We start from the raw sequence: 16,246 nt of genomic DNA, 5'->3' as shown, positions 1-16,246 counted from the left end.
CTGGCTCCATTTTGCCGCAGTCCGGTGCCAGGAACCCAAGCGGTCCGCATGCCGGAGGACCTGGGCCGTCATCTGAGGGCATTTATTAGGACCGAATCAAAATAAGTTAGAATGGAGGGTGGCTGGAGAGCGGTCCGCATCCCGGGAACCCGCGGTGGCTGGATACCCGGCCGACGCTAAGCTTGATGCGGCGCCGGGCCGGGGTTCCGGACGTCCGGCCACGGACGCCACAGCGGACCTTTGCGAGTGAGGTAGGACGGGATGACGGATCTGATCGACACCACGGAGATGTACCTGCGGACCATCCTGGAGCTTGAAGAGGAGAAGATCGTCCCGTTGCGGGCGAGGATCGCCGAGCGCCTGCACCATTCCGGCCCCACCGTCTCCCAGACCATCGGCCGGATGGAGCGTGACGGTCTGGTGATCGTCACCGGGGACCGCCATCTTGAGCTCACCACGCACGGCCGCCGGCGCGCCGTGGAAGTCATGAGGAAGCACCGGCTCGCCGAGCGCCTCCTCGCCGACGTGATCGGCCTCGACTGGGCCTTCGTGCATGATGAGGCCTGCCGCTGGGAGCACGTCATGAGCGAACGTGTGGAGCGGCGCATCTTCGATCTGCTCGGCCGTCCCACGGATTCCCCCTACGGCAACCCGATTCCCGGCCTGGAGCAGATCGGCGGCCAGGAGGGAGAGCCCTTCGCGGCCGGTCTCATGACCCTGGTGCAGGCGATGGCCGAATACACCCCGGAATCCGTGGTCACCGTCCGCCGCCTGGCCGAGCCGGCGCAGGTGGAGCCCGAGCTCCTGCAGCAGCTGGACGAGGGCGGCATCCGCCCCGGCGCCACGGTGGCGCTGGAGCGTGCAGGGGACTACATCGCGGTCCGCGTGGCCGGGATCGACGGCGCGTTGGAGCTGCCGTCCGACGTCGCCTCGCACGTCTTCGTCTCGCTGGGCTGAGCGCCTCCGCCGGGTTGCCGGGTGCCTCGCGACGGGGGACTCCCGGAGCGTGAGTTTATCCACACAATAGATAACGAATTTATTACTCTTGAAGCGCTTCACGTATAGTTTTGTCCTAGCGCTGACACCTAAGCGTGACCTGTTTCGTACGCCGAGCTCTGCTGGCGAAGCCGGTTCAAGAACCACACAGCAGAGGCGGAGGAACCACTTACGGCGGCCCGGGAACGGGACGCCTTGGGGTGAAGCCCGCGGTGGCGAATGGTGAATCCACGGCACGGCTGCGACCGTATCCCTGGGCTTTCCGTGTGCCTCCGCGAGCCGGGCAGCGTACTCTCTGGCCCGAATCCGACAGCTAACTTCGAAGGCGGCATGAGAGGGAAATACACGTGAGCACCGAGAAGCTACGCGGCCGCCGTCGCGCCAGTGAAGCCGTGACCGCCGCCGCGGGAACGGCCCGAAGCGTCGTCGGCGGCGCCCCCCGTAAGTCCAAGCGCAAGGGCCCGCTGCAGCAGGTGGCCGACCTCGCCGCCAAGAGCGGGATCATCCACAAGGGCGGCCTCGCCCTCGCCGCCGGCGGTCTCGCCCTGACCGTCGCCTTCCCGGCGACATCCGGCCCTCTGGCCGGCGCCGGGGTCAAAGATCAGGGGCAGGACACTGCCTCCATCAGCGCCTCCGCAGCTCAGGCTCCTGTCACTGCCTCCGCCAGTGCCCGCATCTCCTTCAGCCGCACCTCCTCCGCGACCATCAAGGACCCGGATGCCCGCCTCAAGGAACTCATGATCGCCCAGTCCGGCACGGTCACCCCGGCTGCCGCCAAAGGCACCCTGGGATGGCCCCTCGCCACCCTGACCCAGGCATCCCCCTTCGGCTGGCGCATCAACCCGCTCGGCGGTCCCTCGGACTTTCACCGGGGTGAGGACCTCGTGGCCCAGTGCGGCAGCAGCGTCATGGCCGCCGCCGCGGGCAAGGTCGTGTTTGTCGGCTGGGACAACACCGGCGGTGGCAACCGCGTGGTGGTGGACCACGGGAATGGTCTGGAGACCACGTACAACCACCTGAGCTCGTTCAGCGTTCAGCAAGGCCAGACGGTCCAGCGCGGCGATCAGGTGGCCCTCAGCGGCACCACGGGCGCCTCCACCGGATGCCACCTCCACTTCGAGGTCATGGTCAACGGCCAGGTCGTCGATCCGGCCGGCTGGCTCTGATCTCCGGCTGGCTCTGAACCAAGAGTTCGCGCTCAGTCGCAATCGGCCCTCCGTAACCTGAATGTGACATTGGGCCGCGACTCCTGTAACTTATAAATCGCGACTTCCCGTAAGGGGAGGAGCCCTTGGTGGGATTGCCGAGCTCTGCCATCTGCCAAGGTCCGTTCGAAACAATTTCGCATGGCAGAGGCGGGGGACCCACTTTCCGGTCTTGGAGACAAGGCCTTGGGGTTAAGTCGCGTGGCGCACCGTATGGTGACCGGCGGCCGGATGGCTCCCATCCGAACCCGACAGCTCACCTCGCAGGCATCGGGAGAGGCTTTCCTTTGTCTTTTGGCACTACCTCTGCGCGCCATCGCGCAAAGCAGGCACCCACCACTTCGCTTCTTGAGATCTCCAAGGCCGTGTCCTCCAACGCAGGATCCATGGGCCGTCAGGCTGCCGTCATCGCAGCCGCTTCGGGTCTCGTTCTCACCGGCGGCATCGCCGCGAACGCCGCGGAGACCAACGTCCAGCGTGACGCCTCCGCAGCGACCGCCCTTGAGGTGCAGGCCGCTCCGAAGGCCGTCGTCGCTTCCTCCAGCGCCAAGCTGAGCTTCGTGCGCACCTCCGTGACGTCCGAGCCGGCTCCCGTCGTTGAGACTCCGGCGGTCGACGCCCAGTCCAACACGGTGAACGCGCAGGGCAACGCGGCCGTGACCGCCGGCCCCGTGGCCTCCACTCAGCAGGCCCCGGCCGCTGTCAACGTGGCCGCCGCCACGGGCAAGGGCGCTGCGATCGCCGCAGCCGCTCTGGCTCAGCTGGGCGTCCACCAGGACTGCACCGCCCTTGTCTCCAATGCTCTGCGCGCCGTCGGAATCAACTTCCACGACTGGCCCGCCGGCTACATGTCCCTCGGCCGTACGGTCTCCGCCGCCGAAGCTCAGCCGGGCGACCTGATCTACTACAACGACGCGGGTGCCGGTGTTCCGCACATCGCCGTCTACATCGGCAACGGCCAGGCCGTGCACGGTGGCTGGCTCGGTGGCGACACGGTCGTCGCCACGGCCTTCCTGGGCTCCGGCCCGGTCTTCATCCGCGTCGGCGGCTGATTTCTCCAGGACCTCTTCCGATCCTCTTCCGAGGGCCCCGTCTGGTGACGGGGCCCTCGGTCGTTTCCGGACTCCTGCTCCTCGCCGTGGGGCGCCGGGGAGGGGACCGCGACGCCAACGGGGCGTGAACTCTTGGTGCGACACGTCCGCAATGTGGTCAAGGCCGTCGCGCACGCGCCCGGGCGTGTTTAGGCTGGTTATGTCGATCCATAGCCCGGACACGCCGGGGGCAGCCGGCCCTCGTGCCCCTGACGGGTGCGGCCGTGAAGAGGTATGCGCATGCGCACTCTCGTTCTGAATGCTGGATATGAACCGCTCGCGGTGGTCACCTTCCGCCGCGCGCTGGTCCTGGTGCTGGCCGGAAAGGCCAGTGTGGTGGCCGAAGGCGGCGAGCCGGTCGTCGGGCCACGGCAGGTGCTCTCCAGGCCATCCGTGATCCTGCTGAACCGGTATATCAGACCCCGGTACGCCGCGGCGTCCGCGGTGAGCCGCCGCGGGGTGCTGCGCCGCGACGGTCATCGCTGCGGCTATTGCGCCAAGCCTGCGCACACCATCGACCACATCCTTCCGCGCTCGCGCGGCGGCAAGGACAGCTGGGAGAACCTGGTGGCCTGCTGCCTGGTGTGCAACAACACCAAGGGCGATCACACGCCGGCGGAGATGGGCTGGAAGCTGCGGTTCTCACCCCAGCCCCCCGTCGGAACCGTGTGGCAGATCCGGGAACTCGAACGGCCCACACCTGAGTGGAGCGAGTTCCTGCCGGGCGAACACGCCGCCTGACGCCGCCCCGGGATGCCCGCGGCCGGGTACTAGGCTGTGGGAAACGGCCGGGGACAGGAACAGGACGGTGGGACGCGTTGGCAGTGACCGGAGTGAACGGGCCCCTGCCGGTGTCCCCACGGCCCGGGTCTTTGACGAGTTCTGAGCCTCGCACGGGTCCGGAGGAGACGCACCTCCGTCCGGACTGGATTGAGGCGCACGCAGCGATCACCGCGCGCGTCGAGCCGCTCAGCCCGGTGCATGTGGCCCTTGGGGAGAGCCATGGGCTCCGCGTGGCCCAGGAGGTCACGGCGCCGGTTCACAGTCCAGCGGAGTCCCGCTCCGCCGTCGACGGCTGGGCCGTCAACGGCAGCGGCCCGTGGATCATCGCCGAACCCGGCGCGAGGCTCTCCGCCCATCAGGCAGGTCTTGTCGGCAAAGGCCGTGCCGTGCCGCCCGGAACCAAGGCTGTGCTGCCGTCCGGGGAGGTCCGGATCGGGCTCGACGCCGAAGGGCTGGCCGTCGTGGAGCGCTCGGCCGGCGCGCGACCCGGCGCGCCCCGGAACGGTGAGAACATCATGGTCGCCGGTGCGGCGGCGTCGGCGGGGGAGAGCCTGGCCCGGGCCGGGGACCTGCTCGGCCCGGGCAGGCTGGCACGGCTGGCGGAGGCCGGACTGGGCACGGTGCCCGTGCTGCCGCGTCCGCTGGTGCACATCATCCAGTCCGGGCACTTGCAGTCCGCGGGCCTTGCCGCACCCGATGAGGACCGCGACGCCCTGGGACCGGTGCTGGAGCCGCTGCTGCGGGGCATGGGGGCACGGGTGGCCGCCCGGTCCAGGATCGGTGTCACCCGGGCTGACTGGCTGCGGGCACTGAGTGAGGACGCCGACGGCGCGGCCGTGCTCCCGGACGTCGTGCTGACGATCGGCGGAACGGGCGACGGCGAAGAGGATGCTTTGCGTGCCGCCCTGGAGGATCTCGGGGCGGAGCCCGTGGTGGACGGGCTGTCCACCACGCCGGCACGGAGCGCCTTGGTGAGTGCCCTGCCCGATGGGAGACACGTCCTGGGACTGCCGGGAACCCCGGGGGAGGCGTTGACGGCCCTGGCCGTCCTGGGCGGCCCGCTCCTGGACGCCCTGCGCAGCCGGGTCACGCCGGCTCCACGCCCCGTTCCGTTCGGCAGCGCGTACGAGGCGCGGCTGTTGCCGACGCATCTTGTGCCCGGGCGCAGCGTCTTCGGAATGGCCTCGCCTTGCGGGACGGACGGGAGCCTTCGTGACTGGGCGGATGCCGCGCTCCTCTTGGCGCTTCCGCCGCACGGGCTCCGGATGGGCGACGACGTCCTGGCGCTTCCGCTGCCCTGGCTGACCGTGGACCGGGACGGAGCGCCGGAGGGCGCCCGTGCGCCTGCCACACCCGAGAGCCCGGCCCGCCGCGCGTCGAACGCCCGCACCTCAGCGGCGCGGACCTCGCGGAACGCCGCGGCAACCGGCCCCATCGACTGGGAAGCACAGGACTGGGACTCCCTGCGGGCGCCGTCGTCCTAGCGGGCGTCCCGTTCGAAGAGTGTCTTGTGGGCGAAACCGGCGATCAGAGCGCCGGTCGCCGGGGCCACGATGGATGCCCAGAGCTGCGCCAGCGCGGTCCCGCCGCCGAAGAGGGCGGTGGCGACGGAGCGGGCCGGGTTGAAAGAACCGTTGGTGACCGGAATGGCCATCATGGCGATCACCACCAGGGTCAGGCCGATGGCCAGGGGGGCGAACTTCCCGGCACCGCGTCTGCCCGTGACCGCCAGGATGACCGTGAGATACAGAGCGGTGGCGATGGTCTCGATGATGAAGAATGAGCCGATCCCGAAGCCGCCGGGGGAGAACTCGCCCCAGCCGCTGGAGACGAAGCCGCTCCGCTGAGCCTCGGCGAGGGCCCCTTCCTTACCACCGGCCAGGACTCCGGCCAGAGCCGTGGTGCCCAGGACGGAACCCACGGTCTGGGCCGCGATGTGGCCCGGCACGTCCTTCCAGGCGAAGCGTCCGGCGGCGGCGAACCCCAGGGTCACCGCGGGGTTCATATGGCCGCCCGAGATCGGGCCGAACGCGTAGATTCCCGCGGTGACGATGAACCCGAGGGCCAGGGAGACCCCCAGGAACCCCACGTTGAGCGCACCCTGGCCACGTTCGAAGCCCACGGTGAACAGTGCCGTGCCGATCACCGTGAAGGTGATCATGAAGGCTCCCACCAGCTCAGCGGTGAGCTTGACCGCCACGGACGGCTCGTCACTGAACTCGGCGACGGTGGCGGGCTCAGCGGAGGTCGGAGTTCTGGGCATCAGCTTTCTTTCGCGGGGCACGGCGTCGGGCGGAGGAACGGAGTAATGATATGAAGCACCGCAAATGGACTCCAAGGCGGATCGGCCGAGGTGGAAGAATTGCCTCAAGGCCTGCAAAAATGACTGTCCGGGGGCCGGTGCCCCGCGGAATTGCTGACGGATCGCCGTCAAAGCGGTCATGAGAGGCCTGCAGCTGTGACTTCCGCGCTCCCCGATGGGGTGGCGATCCTCCGGAACGGCCGGTTAAAAGGCTGAGCGGTGGCGAACCCCCCGGTCCGCCGCCGCTCATCCCCCCAATGTGTGAGCGCCTCCCCAGACGCCACGATCATACGCATCTATTATCCCATATTCTGTAGAAAATACATCCGTGATCAGATCACCGTTTGATAAAGCTTCCTTGGGGATGCGTATTTCCGTGAGTGCACCCTCGGATATGACGTCCCGCTGAGAGCCCGCGGATGAGGTCCGTGCGGCCACGCTGCCCGGGAACCCACCTCTGACCAGTGCCGTTGCGTGGGCCTTAAAGGCTCTGTTAGAGTCTTTGCCCGGAGCCCGCCGCGCCGAATACCCCCCAAATCCGGAGCGGCGGGCTCTTCTATGTGCTGTTGAGTCCAGCGCCTCCGGCCGCGTCTGACGGCACGGCGCCGGGGAGCGCCAACGGCGTGGACGCCAAGGAGGAACTCCCATGAGCATGGACCGTGTGGCCATGATGTCCCTGCACAATCTCGGCCGTGCCAAAGCGGGCCGCCGCCCGTTCTCCCGCGCCACCATCCGCCGTGTGCTGACGTTCGCCGTCCCGCACCGTGCCAAGCTCGTGGCGTTCGTGCTGCTCTCCATCGTCGCCGCCATCCTCGCGGTGGCCACCCCGCTGCTCGCCGGCCAGGTGGTGGACGCCATCGTCGGAGGCAAGGACGCGGGACTGGTGGTCCGTCTCGCGGTGCTGATCGCCGTCGTCGCCGTCGGGGAGGCCGGCGTGGGACTGGTGGTGCGCTGGTTCTCCGCCACGATCGGCGAAGGTGTGATCCTGGACTTGCGGACGGCGGTGTTCGATCACGTGCAGAAGATGCCGGTGGCGTTCTTCACGCGGACCCGCACGGGCGCCCTGGTCAGCCGTCTCAACAACGACGTGGTGGGCGCCCAGGCGGCCTTCGCCGGGACGCTCTCCTCCGTGGTCAGCAACCTGGTGTCTCTGATCCTCACGCTCGTGGTGATGATCGACAAGTCCTGGCTGGTCACGCTCCTGGCGGTCGTGCTGCTTCCCCTCTTCCTGGTGCCGGCGCGTCTCATGGGCGGACGGCTCGCGGCGCTGCGCCGCGAGGCCGCCGAACAGAACGCCTCCATGGGGACGCAGATGACCGAACGCTTCTCCGCGCCGGGCGCCACCCTGATCAAGCTGTTCGGCCGTCCCGCGGACGAATCCCGCGAGTTCGAAACCCGGGCGCACCGCGTCCGCGACATCGGCGTGCGTACCGCCATGCTCCAGTTCGTCTTCCTCACCACCCTCACGCTGGTGTCCTCGCTGGCACTCGCGCTCGTGTACGGCGTCGGCGGTTGGCTGGCGCTGCACGGGACGCTGGGAGCCGGCGACGTCGTCGTGCTGGCTCTGCTGCTCACGCGCCTCTATGTGCCGCTCACCGGGCTCAGCAACGCCCGCGTGGAGATCATGAGCGCACTGGTGAGCTTTGAGCGGGTCTTCGAGGTGCTGGACCTGGACCCCCTGATCAAGGAGCCCGCGAAGCCGGCGGCGCTGCCGGCCGGGCCACTGGCCGTGGAGTTCCAGGACGTCCGCTTCTCTTATCCCTCCGCTGATCAGGTGTCTCTGGCGTCGCTGGAGGACGTCGCGGTCCTGGACTCCCGCGGTGGGGAAGAGGTGCTGCACGGCATCAGTTTCCGGGCGGAGCCGGGGCAGACGGTGGCCCTGGTCGGTTCCTCCGGCGCGGGCAAGTCCACGGTGGCGCAGCTGCTGGCGCGGCTGTACGACACGGACTCCGGCGCTGTCCGGATCGGTGGGAGCGCCGCGGGGGACGGGCTGGATGTGCGGGAGCTGAGCTTCGCTTCCCTGCGCGACGCGGTCGGCATGGTCACGCAGGACGGTCACCTCTTCCACGAGACGATCGGCTCCAACCTGCGGCTGCCGCGGCCGGAGGCGAGCGACGGCGAGCTCTGGGCGGCGCTGCGGCAGGCCCGGCTGGAGGACATGGTGCGCTCCTTGCCGGACGGTCTGGACACCGTGGTGGGTGAGCGCGGGTACCGGCTTTCCGGCGGCGAACGGCAGCGGCTGACCATCGCGCGGCTTCTGGTGGCGGCACCGCGCGTCGTCATTCTGGATGAGGCGACGGCCGCGCTGGACTCCAGCAACGAGGCCGCGGTGCAGGAAGCCCTCACCGCGGCGCTGGAAGGCCGCACCGCCGTCGTCATCGCTCACAGGCTCTCCACCATCCGCGACGCGGACCAGATCCTGGTGGTGGAGGACGGGCGGATCGTGGAACGCGGCACGCATGAGGAACTGCTGGCCGCCGGCGCGCGCTACGCCGAGCTGTACACCACCCAATTCGCCCAGGCGCGTGAGGTGCTGGAGGACGCGGCCGAGTAGTCCCGCCGTTGTAGCACCACGAAACATTCCCGGGGCGTGCGCGAATAGTTCCTTTGCGATATCGCACTTTGTCGTTCCGGAGCAGTGCCCCCGGCAACGGTGCAAGACTGCATGGGAGACCGTTTCAGGCCCATGGGGGAGTCCTGGAACGGGATCGATGTCATGTGCCGATCAGGGGGAGGACTCGCAGATGCCTTTGGAACCAATTGACCGCAGGGCCTTGGTTCGAGGTGCTGCCTGGACCGTGCCTGTGCTGGCTGCGGCGGTGGCGGCGCCGATGGCGAGCGCGTCGGCGACGAAAGTGAATCTGTCCATCACTGGAATTTGTCCGAGCATCGCGGGGCTTCCGAGCCCGCGGTTCAGGATTCAAGGGGCTACTGCGAGTGATTTTCCTTCCGGGACCACCTTGACTATCTCAGGCCCCTCGGCGAATGCGAGCGGTAACGCTGGAAACACGAAGACCGACTTCTGGTGGTATGAGGATACGGGGACTGGGATTCCTAATACTGTCCCCACGGGGTTGCTGATGAGCCCGGACGCTCTGGGCTCGACGAGTACGGTGCCGCAGTACAAGCCGACGAAGAGCCCAAGCGCGAATTCGATCGGGTTCACGTTCACCCACTCCAACACAATGACCGGCGGAACGGACTTCCGGATCGCCTTGGCAGCCGGCTCCAGCGTGTCGCTCCCTGGCGGCAATTACACGGCAGGCCTAGGGCTTCCGAGTGGCTATGTCTTTGCGTCGAATGGGCAGTCGACCGTAAGCGCTTCGGTCAACATCAGCTTGAGTCCGGTTGGACTCACTTTGCTCTGCACGACTGGCTAAGATCGTTTGCGAAAACGCCCGGCGAATCGGCCGGGCGTTTGCCACTTAAACGACCGGTCTCAGCGCCGGCAGCACGAAATCGGTCAGCAGCGGCGCCAAATCCCCTGGCCACGGCGCTGACAGGTCCATCCACCGCAGCTCCGCGATTTCGGCGCTCGCAACCGCGGTCCACACTCCAGGTGCGGTGAAGACACTCGCCTCGATCACGGTGTCCGCTTCATTGGCGGCGGCGGCCTCGAAGACGCCCATCGGCACCAGCTCGGCCGGCGCCACCACGATGCCCACCTCCTCGAGAAGCTCACGGCTGGCGGCCTCTGCGGCGCCCTCGCCGGGCTCCGGCTTGCCTCCGGGGTGCATGAACTTCTCCGTCCCACGCTTGCGGACGGTCAGAAGGCGGCCCTGGGCGTCGTACACGCAGACGGCCGAGACGATGATGCGATGTTCCACGCGCTCCACCCTACCGGGGTCCTCCGGAGGGACCGGGCTCAGAATCCCTGGCCCCATTTGCTGAACGGGTAGAGGATCCCGAACACCTTCCCCACCACCTGGGAACGCGGCACGAAGACCGCGCAGTCGCTCCCGGCGGCCGGACCACGGCAGGAGACCACGGAGTCCCGTGAGTCCGAACGGTGGTCGCCCAGGACCAGGTACTGGCCCGCGGGCACGTGAATGGGCCCGAAACACCGCGCAGAACGTTTCTTCGGATCAGTGCAGCCGGCACCGGGAGGGAAGGGCAGATCCTCAAAGATGTACGGCTCGTTCAACGCGACACCGTTGACGGTCACCTTGCCTGACGCGTCGCAGCATTCCACGGTGTCCCCGGGCAGGCCGATGACCCGCTTGACCAGTGCGTGCTGATTGCTGGGCCCGAAACCGATCAGATCGCCCATCCAGCCGGCCGCGGCACGCAACGGGGACAGCTGCGGCTCCGCACCCCAGGAAGCCGGCTGGTTGAACACCACCACGTCGCCCCGCTGCGGACCGTCCGAGGTGTAGGCGAGACGGCTGACCAGGATCCTGTCACCTTCGGCGAGCGTGTTCTGCATGGATGCGGACGGGATCTGGAAGGTCTTGACCAGGAAGGCGTTGCACAGGGACACGGCCAGGAGGGCGTAGACGAAGCTCATCCACGGCGACTTCAGGATCCTGCGGAGGCGTTTCACCGGCCCGCCGCCACGGATTGCCCGGCGGCGGGATCCTCCTGGACTCCCTCCGCCGGGGACACCCGGGACAGGAGCCCGGACTGCCAGAACGCCTCGAGCACATCCCGCAGCGCGGCTGCCGTGTCACCGTCAGGCGCGGGTCCGAAGGCCTCTTCCACGCGGGCCGTCAGCTGATCCGGGGACTCGCCACGGCACAGACCACGCCACAGGACCGGGCCCACGCCCTGGAGGTGCTGCAGCATGCCGTCACTCTGGAGCACGGCCGTCTGGCCCTCGGCCTCGACGGCGTCCAGAACGGTCAGGGGAACGAGTGATTCTCCGTCACCCTCAGCCGCGACGCCCAGCTCGGCGTCGGGCACGACGGCGGCCCACTCGCCGTCGTGCCGTCCGGCACCGTCCAGTACGGCCTGCAGGGCGTCCGGCAGGCTGTGGCTCTCGGCGTACACGATGCGGACCACGCCCCCCGTGCGTTCCGCCAGGGCGGCGAGCCACTGCAGGGGCCGCTCGAGCTCGCGGAGGTAGCTGGTCTGGGGGATGATCTCCGTCAGCGCCTCCACGAGGGGGACGGCCTCGATGCGGGCCGTGCCTTCATGGGACTCCCGGCGGTCCAGGAGCACCAGGTGGGACAGGGTCAGGGGTGCGTCCGGGAGCGGCTTGAGCCCCAGTGAGACCGGGCTGAGCTGCACCTTGTACGGGCTCCCCGGCACGATCACGGACAGCGGCTTGCGGTAGGGGAGGACGCGATCCTCGGCGGTGATGGCGACCGTCTCATCCGTCACATAGCCGAAGTGGGCGGCCAAGGTGCGCGCCGCCGTCGTCTTCCCCCGCCCGGACGGGCCGATCAGTGCGGCGACCCTGCCGTGATCGTCGGCGAGGCCGGCGGCGTGGAGCATCAGGAGGTTCCCCCGCTGCGCTTGAAGGGCCGAGAGCGTCACCTCGGTGGTGAGCAGCTGCGCGGCCTCCTCCTCGCTCATCAGGGGATCCACCGTGCGTGCGGCGGCCGGTGCCGTGTCCGGAAGGGTTGCCGGTTCCCAAGCGCTCTGGAGCGAAGCAAGGAAGGCTGCGTCGGTGCACGTGACCGTGACGTTCACACCGATGGAATCGACGCGGAAAAAAGGGGTCCCCATGGGTGAATCCTACGTGGTGCCCTCGATTGGATTCGAACCAACGACACCGGCTTTAGGAGAGCCGTGCTCTATCCCCTGAGCTACGAGGGCGGGGGTGCGTCACGCACAACGGGATCAAGCATACCGCGTCGGCAGGCGCGTCAGACCGCGGTTCTGCGCCTGCCCCAGGGAGTGAGCGCCACGAGCGCCGCGGCCAGGCTGAGAACGAACAGCACCCAGCCGGAGACCACCAGGAACGAGGCCCACGCGACGGCGCCGGCGGACGGGGCGGAGGCCGCGAACAGGCCGTCCACGGCGAAGTTCTGCAGGAGCCGGACCAGCGCGAACAGCACGGGCGGGGCCCAGAGCGTCCAGCGGAGCCACGTGCGGCGCACCCTGGTTCCGATGAGCAGCAGCCACGCCAGGCCGAAGATCAGCGGGAAGAGGGTGGCGGCGGTTTTGTGGATCCACTGCAGCTGGCCGCGGGCGTCCGTGTTCATGGCGGCGCGAAGGTGCTCCACATCGGCCGGGCCGAATCCGAAGACCCGGGAGTCCGGCATGGCCAGGCCGCCGGAGAGATCCGTCATCTGCTGCAGCGTCATCAGGTGGACGTACCAGAACAGGAACAGCGCGGCGACCACGGCGGCGATGACGATGAGCGTGGCATTGCCCTCCGCCTTCCGCGGTGCGCGTCCCGCGAACGGCCCGGTGGGGCCGGCCGTCCTGGGCGCGCCGACCACCGGAGGGAGCTTCGTGTCCGGGACCACCGCCTTGGAGCCGTGCTTGCGGATGCGCTGGTTCGCGGATTTGGACATGGCTCCATTATCGCCCGATACGCTGGACGCATGACGCCACAGCTCACCCCCTCCGCGTACGAACCCCGGGACCTGGAGGCCTCGCTGAGCGATGCCGAGCTGGCCTCCGCCCTGGTCCGGGAGGCCGGCACCCTGGCCTGGAGGATGCGCCAGGGCGGGCTGAGCGGCGAACGGAAGACCAACGTGGCCGACGTCGTCACCGCGGCGGACCGGGCGGCCGAAGCCTATGTGCTGGCGCAGCTGCGCCGCTGCCGTCCGCTGGACGGCGTCCTGGGGGAGGAAGGCTCCTCCAAGCCGTCCGAGAGCGGCCGCACCTGGGTGATCGATCCGGTGGACGGCACGTACAACTTCCTGCGGGGCTCCAGCTACTGGTGCTCGGCGCTGGCACTCGCCACGGACTACGACGGCGTCCTGGCGCCGCTGCTGGGCGCCGTGTTCCAGCCCGAGGAGGACAAGCTGTGGCTGGGTGGCACGGACGTGCCGCTCACGCTCAACGGCGCGGCCCTGCCGTCGCTGAAGGACAGGCCGCTGAACGAGTCGAGCGCGGCCACCTACATCCACCCGGACTGGCTCCAGGACCCGATGTGCGCCATGCCGTGGCACGCCGCGGCCGTGGGGGCCGCGTCCCTGCGGATGCTCGGTTCCGGCTCCTGCGACCTCTCCCGGGTGGCCCAGGGCGAACTGGACGTCTGGTTCCAGCACTCCTGCCCCGACTGGGACTGGCTCCCCGGGGCGGCTCTGGTCCGGGCGGCCGGGGGCGTCGCCACCACGCTGCGGATCAACGGCCTGAGCTGGTTCCTGGCCGGGCCGGCCGGTGCCGTGGGGGAGCTCAAGCGGGCCATGGATTCCGCGCGGGTGTCCTGACGCCCGGACCTCAATTGCCGAAGCGGACCTTGTTCGTGTCGACCCACTGCGCCATGGTGCCGGCGGTCATGGCCTTGGACAGGGAGTCCGCCTTCGCCGTGTCCAGGATGACGATGGACTGCTGACCGTCCGGACTCCACCCGGTGCCCAGCGTGGGCAGGGTGAAGGTGACCGCCTGCGACGGTTTGATGCCCTTCACTTCCAGGGCCAGCGCGACGATCTTGTCCGCCGTGAAGGTGGAGTCGATGGTCACGTAGGGGGAGAACTGGTCCACGGCCTTGGCCAGGGTGACCGGGTTGGCCAGCGTGGAGGGCGTGGCGATCTTGCCGAGCAGGGCCTTGAGGAAGATCTGCTGGTCCCGGACACGCTGGTAATCGCCGTCGGGGAACGCGTGCCGTTCACGGACGAACCACATGGCCTGCTCGCCGTTGAGGTGCATGGGCCCCTGGGTGTACTGGAAGCCCAGCTCCTCCTTGAAGGTGGACTTGAAGGAGATGGGGATGTTCACGTCCACCCCGCCCACGGCGTCCGTGAGGCTCTGGAACCCGTCGAAGTTCACGAACGCCACGTGGTCGATGCGCTGGTGCAGCACCGATTCGACCGTCTGGACCATGAGCGGGGTGCCGCCGTAGGCGAACGCCGCGTTGATCTTCGCCTGTCCGTGGCCGGGGATGTCCACCCAGGTGTCCCGCATGATGGAGATGACGTAGACGTTCGAACGGTCGGCCGGGATGTGGACCAGCATCATGGTGTCGGAACGCTGGTCTGAGGCGCCGCCCTCCTCCGCTACGGCGGAGGACGCGGTACGGCTGTCCGAACCGACCAGGAGCAGGTTGTACGCGGCCTTGCCCTCGGCGTTGGTGACCGCCTTGGGGCGCGTGGCCTCTTTGGGGAAGGCGTTCTCCACCTTGGTGGTCTTGGTGTCGAAGCTGTGGAACAGATACCAGACGTACCCGCCCGCGGCCACGCCGGCCACGAGCACCAGGCACAGGCAGCTCAGGAGCACGATGAGGCCCGCCCGCTTCCGCCGCTTGCGCTCGCGGCGGTGCCTGCTCGCGTCGGGGTCGGCTGCTGGGGCTGAGGTGTCCGTCCCCTCGTCGTCGACGCCCGGGGCGTCATTCTGCTCGCTCAAGGCCCCTCCTTTCCAGATGTTCCTCGAGAGCCTCCGCGGCCGTACGGGGGATGAACCCCGTGGCCTGCAAGCGTGAAAGATCCAGTGCGCTCGCAGCCGGCCGCGGAGCGGCGTCCCGCCCTGCGAAGTACTCCGCGGTGCTGGTGTCCCGGACCGCTGACGGATCGGCTCCGGTCAGTCTGAAGACGTCGCGCGCGACGTCCGCCCAGCTCTGCACCGGCCCCGTGTTGCTCAGATTGTAAGTGCCGTACGGGGCTCCTGTATCCACCAGGTGCCGGATTCCGCGGGCGATGTCCCGGGCGAAGCTGACACGTCCGGTCTGGTCCGCCACCACGCTGGGTGCGGCACCCCGCGCGGCGAGGGAGGCCATGGTGTCCACGAAATTTCCGCCATCGCCCACCACCCAGGAGGTGCGGATCAGGTAGTGGCGCGGGACCACCGCCACGGCGGCGTCGCCGGCCGCCTTGCTCTGCCCATAGACGCCCAGCGGGCTGGGAGGTTCGTCCTCCGTGTGCGGCGAGCGGGCGCCGTCGTACACGTAGTCGGTGGAGACGTGCACCAGGGTGAAGCCGTGCGCGACGGCGGCCGCGGCCAGCTGCGCGACGGCGCGGCTGTTCACCGCCCACGCGAGACGGCGGCCTTCCGGCGTCTCGGCGGCGTCCACGGCCGTGTAGGCGGCCGCGTTGATGACGGTGCGGTAGCGCCCGAACGGGAGAGCAGCGACGGCGGCCGGGTCGCTCAGCTCGCAGTCCTGGCGGGTCAGGACGTCCACGTCGTCGTGGTCCGCATACTCGGCGCGGAGGGCCCGGCCCAGCTGGCCGTTGCCGCCCAGCACCAGGACGCGACCCGGGGAGGCGTCCATGGGCGTGACGCCGTCCAGGAGCGGATGGGCGCGGTCCTTGGCGGACAGCTCCGCCTCGGCGAGCGGTACGGGCCAGCGGATGGCGGCGGTGGGGTCGGCCAGGTTGAGGAAGGTGTACTCGGCGTCCGGCGACCAGTGCTCGTTGACCAGGTACGTGTAGGCGGTGCCGTCCTGGAGCGTCTGGAAGGCATTGCCCACGCCCCGTGGGACGAACACGGCCCGGGAGGGGTCCAGGCGTTCGGTGTGGACCGTGCCGAAGGTGGGACCACGGCGCAGGTCCACCCAGGCGCCGAAGATCTCGCCGGTGGCCACGGAGACGTACTTGTCCCAGGGCTCGGCATGGATGCCACGGGTGGTGCCGCGGTCCTCGTTGAAGGAGATGTTGTTCTGGACCGGCCCGAAGTCCGGCAGGCCGAGTGCCAGCATCTTCTCCCGCTGCCAGTTCTCCTTGAACCACCCGCGGTTGTCGCCATGCACGGGAAGGTCCAGGACCAGCAGACCGGGGATGGCGGTGCGCCGCGCGCCGAGAGTCTTTGAGAATTCCATG

General features: G+C 68.9%; 15 protein-coding genes, 1 tRNA gene and 2 riboswitches. Of the genes, 7 read left to right on the top strand and 9 right to left on the bottom strand.

Features of this window, described 5'->3' with window-relative positions:
* Window positions 1–261: 261 nt before the first annotated feature.
* The 5 genes from Q9R02_RS11370 (at window position 262) to Q9R02_RS11350 (ending at window position 5,559) form a co-directional block, all read left to right on the top strand.
* Window positions 262–957 carry an iron-dependent transcriptional repressor DtxR gene (locus Q9R02_RS11370; RefSeq protein ID WP_305996808.1) on the top strand — a complete coding sequence of 232 codons (696 nt, stop codon included), beginning with the start codon at window positions 262–264 and terminating at the stop codon, window positions 955–957.
* A gap of 139 nt (window positions 958–1,096) precedes the next feature.
* A riboswitch (cyclic di-AMP (ydaO/yuaA leader) is annotated at window positions 1,097–1,340 on the top strand.
* A 3-nt stretch (window positions 1,341–1,343) separates the two neighbouring features.
* Window positions 1,344–2,162 (top strand): M23 family metallopeptidase, encoded by an 819-nt coding sequence (locus Q9R02_RS11365; protein WP_425279262.1) that lies wholly within the window; start codon window positions 1,344–1,346, stop codon window positions 2,160–2,162.
* 142 nt (window positions 2,163–2,304) lie between these two features.
* Window positions 2,305–2,485: riboswitch (cyclic di-AMP (ydaO/yuaA leader) on the top strand.
* Window positions 2,486–2,587: 102 nt separating this feature from the next.
* On the top strand, window positions 2,588–3,253 hold the full coding sequence (locus tag Q9R02_RS11360) for an NlpC/P60 family protein (RefSeq protein ID WP_305996807.1): 666 nt from the start codon (window positions 2,588–2,590) through the stop codon (window positions 3,251–3,253).
* 279 nt (window positions 3,254–3,532) lie between these two features.
* Window positions 3,533–4,033, top strand: a complete 501-nt coding sequence (locus tag Q9R02_RS11355; RefSeq protein ID WP_305996806.1) for an HNH endonuclease — start codon at window positions 3,533–3,535, stop codon at window positions 4,031–4,033.
* 131 nt (window positions 4,034–4,164) lie between these two features.
* Complete coding sequence (locus tag Q9R02_RS11350; protein ID WP_305996805.1) at window positions 4,165–5,559, top strand: molybdopterin-binding protein; 1,395 nt, start codon at window positions 4,165–4,167, stop codon at window positions 5,557–5,559.
* On the opposite strand, the gene Q9R02_RS11345 is transcribed toward Q9R02_RS11350, so the two are convergent.
* The gene (locus Q9R02_RS11345; RefSeq protein ID WP_305996804.1) at window positions 5,556–6,338 is read right to left on the bottom strand and encodes an aquaporin; all 783 of its coding nucleotides are present in this window, start codon (window positions 6,336–6,338) and stop codon (window positions 5,556–5,558) included. The two genes, Q9R02_RS11350 and Q9R02_RS11345, sit on opposite strands and share 4 nt — an antisense overlap.
* Window positions 6,339–7,023: 685 nt before the next feature.
* Between Q9R02_RS11345 and Q9R02_RS11340 the strand changes: the two genes are divergently transcribed.
* Window positions 7,024–8,931, top strand: coding sequence for an ABC transporter ATP-binding protein (locus Q9R02_RS11340; RefSeq protein ID WP_305996803.1), 1,908 nt, complete (start codon window positions 7,024–7,026; stop codon window positions 8,929–8,931).
* A gap of 171 nt (window positions 8,932–9,102) precedes the next feature.
* On the opposite strand, the gene Q9R02_RS11335 is transcribed toward Q9R02_RS11340, so the two are convergent.
* The 6 genes from Q9R02_RS11335 to Q9R02_RS11310 all read right to left on the bottom strand — a co-directional run bounded on the left by Q9R02_RS11335 (window position 9,103) and on the right by Q9R02_RS11310 (window position 12,841).
* Window positions 9,103–9,246: a hypothetical protein gene (locus tag Q9R02_RS11335; protein WP_305996802.1), complete on the bottom strand. Its 144-nt coding sequence runs from the start codon at window positions 9,244–9,246 to the stop codon at window positions 9,103–9,105.
* Between the two features lie 556 nt (window positions 9,247–9,802).
* Window positions 9,803–10,204 carry an NUDIX hydrolase gene (locus Q9R02_RS11330; protein WP_305996801.1) on the bottom strand — a complete coding sequence of 134 codons (402 nt, stop codon included), beginning with the start codon at window positions 10,202–10,204 and terminating at the stop codon, window positions 9,803–9,805.
* 38 nt (window positions 10,205–10,242) lie between these two features.
* The gene (lepB, locus tag Q9R02_RS11325; RefSeq protein WP_305996800.1) at window positions 10,243–10,920 is read right to left on the bottom strand and encodes a signal peptidase I; all 678 of its coding nucleotides are present in this window, start codon (window positions 10,918–10,920) and stop codon (window positions 10,243–10,245) included.
* Window positions 10,917–12,047, bottom strand: coding sequence for a P-loop NTPase family protein (locus tag Q9R02_RS11320; RefSeq protein ID WP_305996799.1), 1,131 nt, complete (start codon window positions 12,045–12,047; stop codon window positions 10,917–10,919). Before Q9R02_RS11320 ends, lepB begins: the two co-directional genes overlap by 4 nt.
* A 14-nt stretch (window positions 12,048–12,061) precedes the next feature.
* Window positions 12,062–12,137: transfer RNA gene (locus tag Q9R02_RS11315), tRNA-Arg, on the bottom strand.
* Window positions 12,138–12,187: 50 nt separating this feature from the next.
* A complete protein-coding gene (locus Q9R02_RS11310) occupies window positions 12,188–12,841 on the bottom strand; it encodes a hypothetical protein (protein ID WP_305996798.1) in 654 nt (217 codons plus the stop codon).
* A gap of 30 nt (window positions 12,842–12,871) precedes the next feature.
* On the opposite strand from Q9R02_RS11310, the gene Q9R02_RS11305 reads away from it, so the two are divergent.
* Window positions 12,872–13,705, top strand: a complete 834-nt coding sequence (locus Q9R02_RS11305) for an inositol monophosphatase family protein (RefSeq protein ID WP_305996797.1) — start codon at window positions 12,872–12,874, stop codon at window positions 13,703–13,705.
* A 10-nt stretch (window positions 13,706–13,715) separates the two neighbouring features.
* On the opposite strand, the gene Q9R02_RS11300 is transcribed toward Q9R02_RS11305, so the two are convergent.
* Complete coding sequence (locus Q9R02_RS11300) at window positions 13,716–14,837, bottom strand: LCP family protein (RefSeq protein WP_305996796.1); 1,122 nt, start codon at window positions 14,835–14,837, stop codon at window positions 13,716–13,718.
* Window positions 14,821–16,245 (bottom strand): sugar nucleotide-binding protein, encoded by a 1,425-nt coding sequence (locus Q9R02_RS11295; protein WP_305996795.1) that lies wholly within the window; start codon window positions 16,243–16,245, stop codon window positions 14,821–14,823. The genes Q9R02_RS11300 and Q9R02_RS11295 overlap by 17 nt, the downstream gene beginning before the upstream one ends.
* Window position 16,246: the final 1 nt, after the last annotated feature.

The sequence above is a fragment of the Arthrobacter horti genome, assembly GCF_030731045.1.
Lineage (GTDB): Bacteria > Actinomycetota > Actinomycetes > Actinomycetales > Micrococcaceae > Arthrobacter_E > Arthrobacter_E nanjingensis.
The sequence above is the reverse complement of the archived record's forward strand: the minus strand, read 5'-3'. Positions and strand labels throughout refer to the sequence as shown.

What these genes read in the sequence shown, in the direction of transcription:
- Q9R02_RS11310 (WP_305996798.1), bottom strand. Translation starts at nt 12,841, where the DNA reads ATGTCCAAATCCGCGAACCAGCGCATCCGCAAGCACGGCTCCAAGGCG.
- Q9R02_RS11320 (WP_305996799.1), bottom strand. Translation starts at nt 12,047, where the DNA reads ATGGGGACCCCTTTTTTCCGCGTCGATTCCATCGGTGTGAACGTCACG.
- Q9R02_RS11355 (WP_305996806.1), top strand. Translation starts at nt 3,533, where the DNA reads ATGCGCACTCTCGTTCTGAATGCTGGATATGAACCGCTCGCGGTGGTC.
- Q9R02_RS11370 (WP_305996808.1), top strand. Translation starts at nt 262, where the DNA reads ATGACGGATCTGATCGACACCACGGAGATGTACCTGCGGACCATCCTG.
- Q9R02_RS11345 (WP_305996804.1), bottom strand. Translation starts at nt 6,338, where the DNA reads ATGCCCAGAACTCCGACCTCCGCTGAGCCCGCCACCGTCGCCGAGTTC.
- Q9R02_RS11305 (WP_305996797.1), top strand. Translation starts at nt 12,872, where the DNA reads ATGACGCCACAGCTCACCCCCTCCGCGTACGAACCCCGGGACCTGGAG.
- Q9R02_RS11335 (WP_305996802.1), bottom strand. Translation starts at nt 9,246, where the DNA reads ATGGACAGATTCACTTTCGTCGCCGACGCGCTCGCCATCGGCGCCGCC.
- Q9R02_RS11340 (WP_305996803.1), top strand. Translation starts at nt 7,024, where the DNA reads ATGAGCATGGACCGTGTGGCCATGATGTCCCTGCACAATCTCGGCCGT.
- Q9R02_RS11295 (WP_305996795.1), bottom strand. Translation starts at nt 16,245, where the DNA reads ATGGAATTCTCAAAGACTCTCGGCGCGCGGCGCACCGCCATCCCCGGT.
- Q9R02_RS11360 (WP_305996807.1), top strand. Translation starts at nt 2,588, where the DNA reads ATGGGCCGTCAGGCTGCCGTCATCGCAGCCGCTTCGGGTCTCGTTCTC.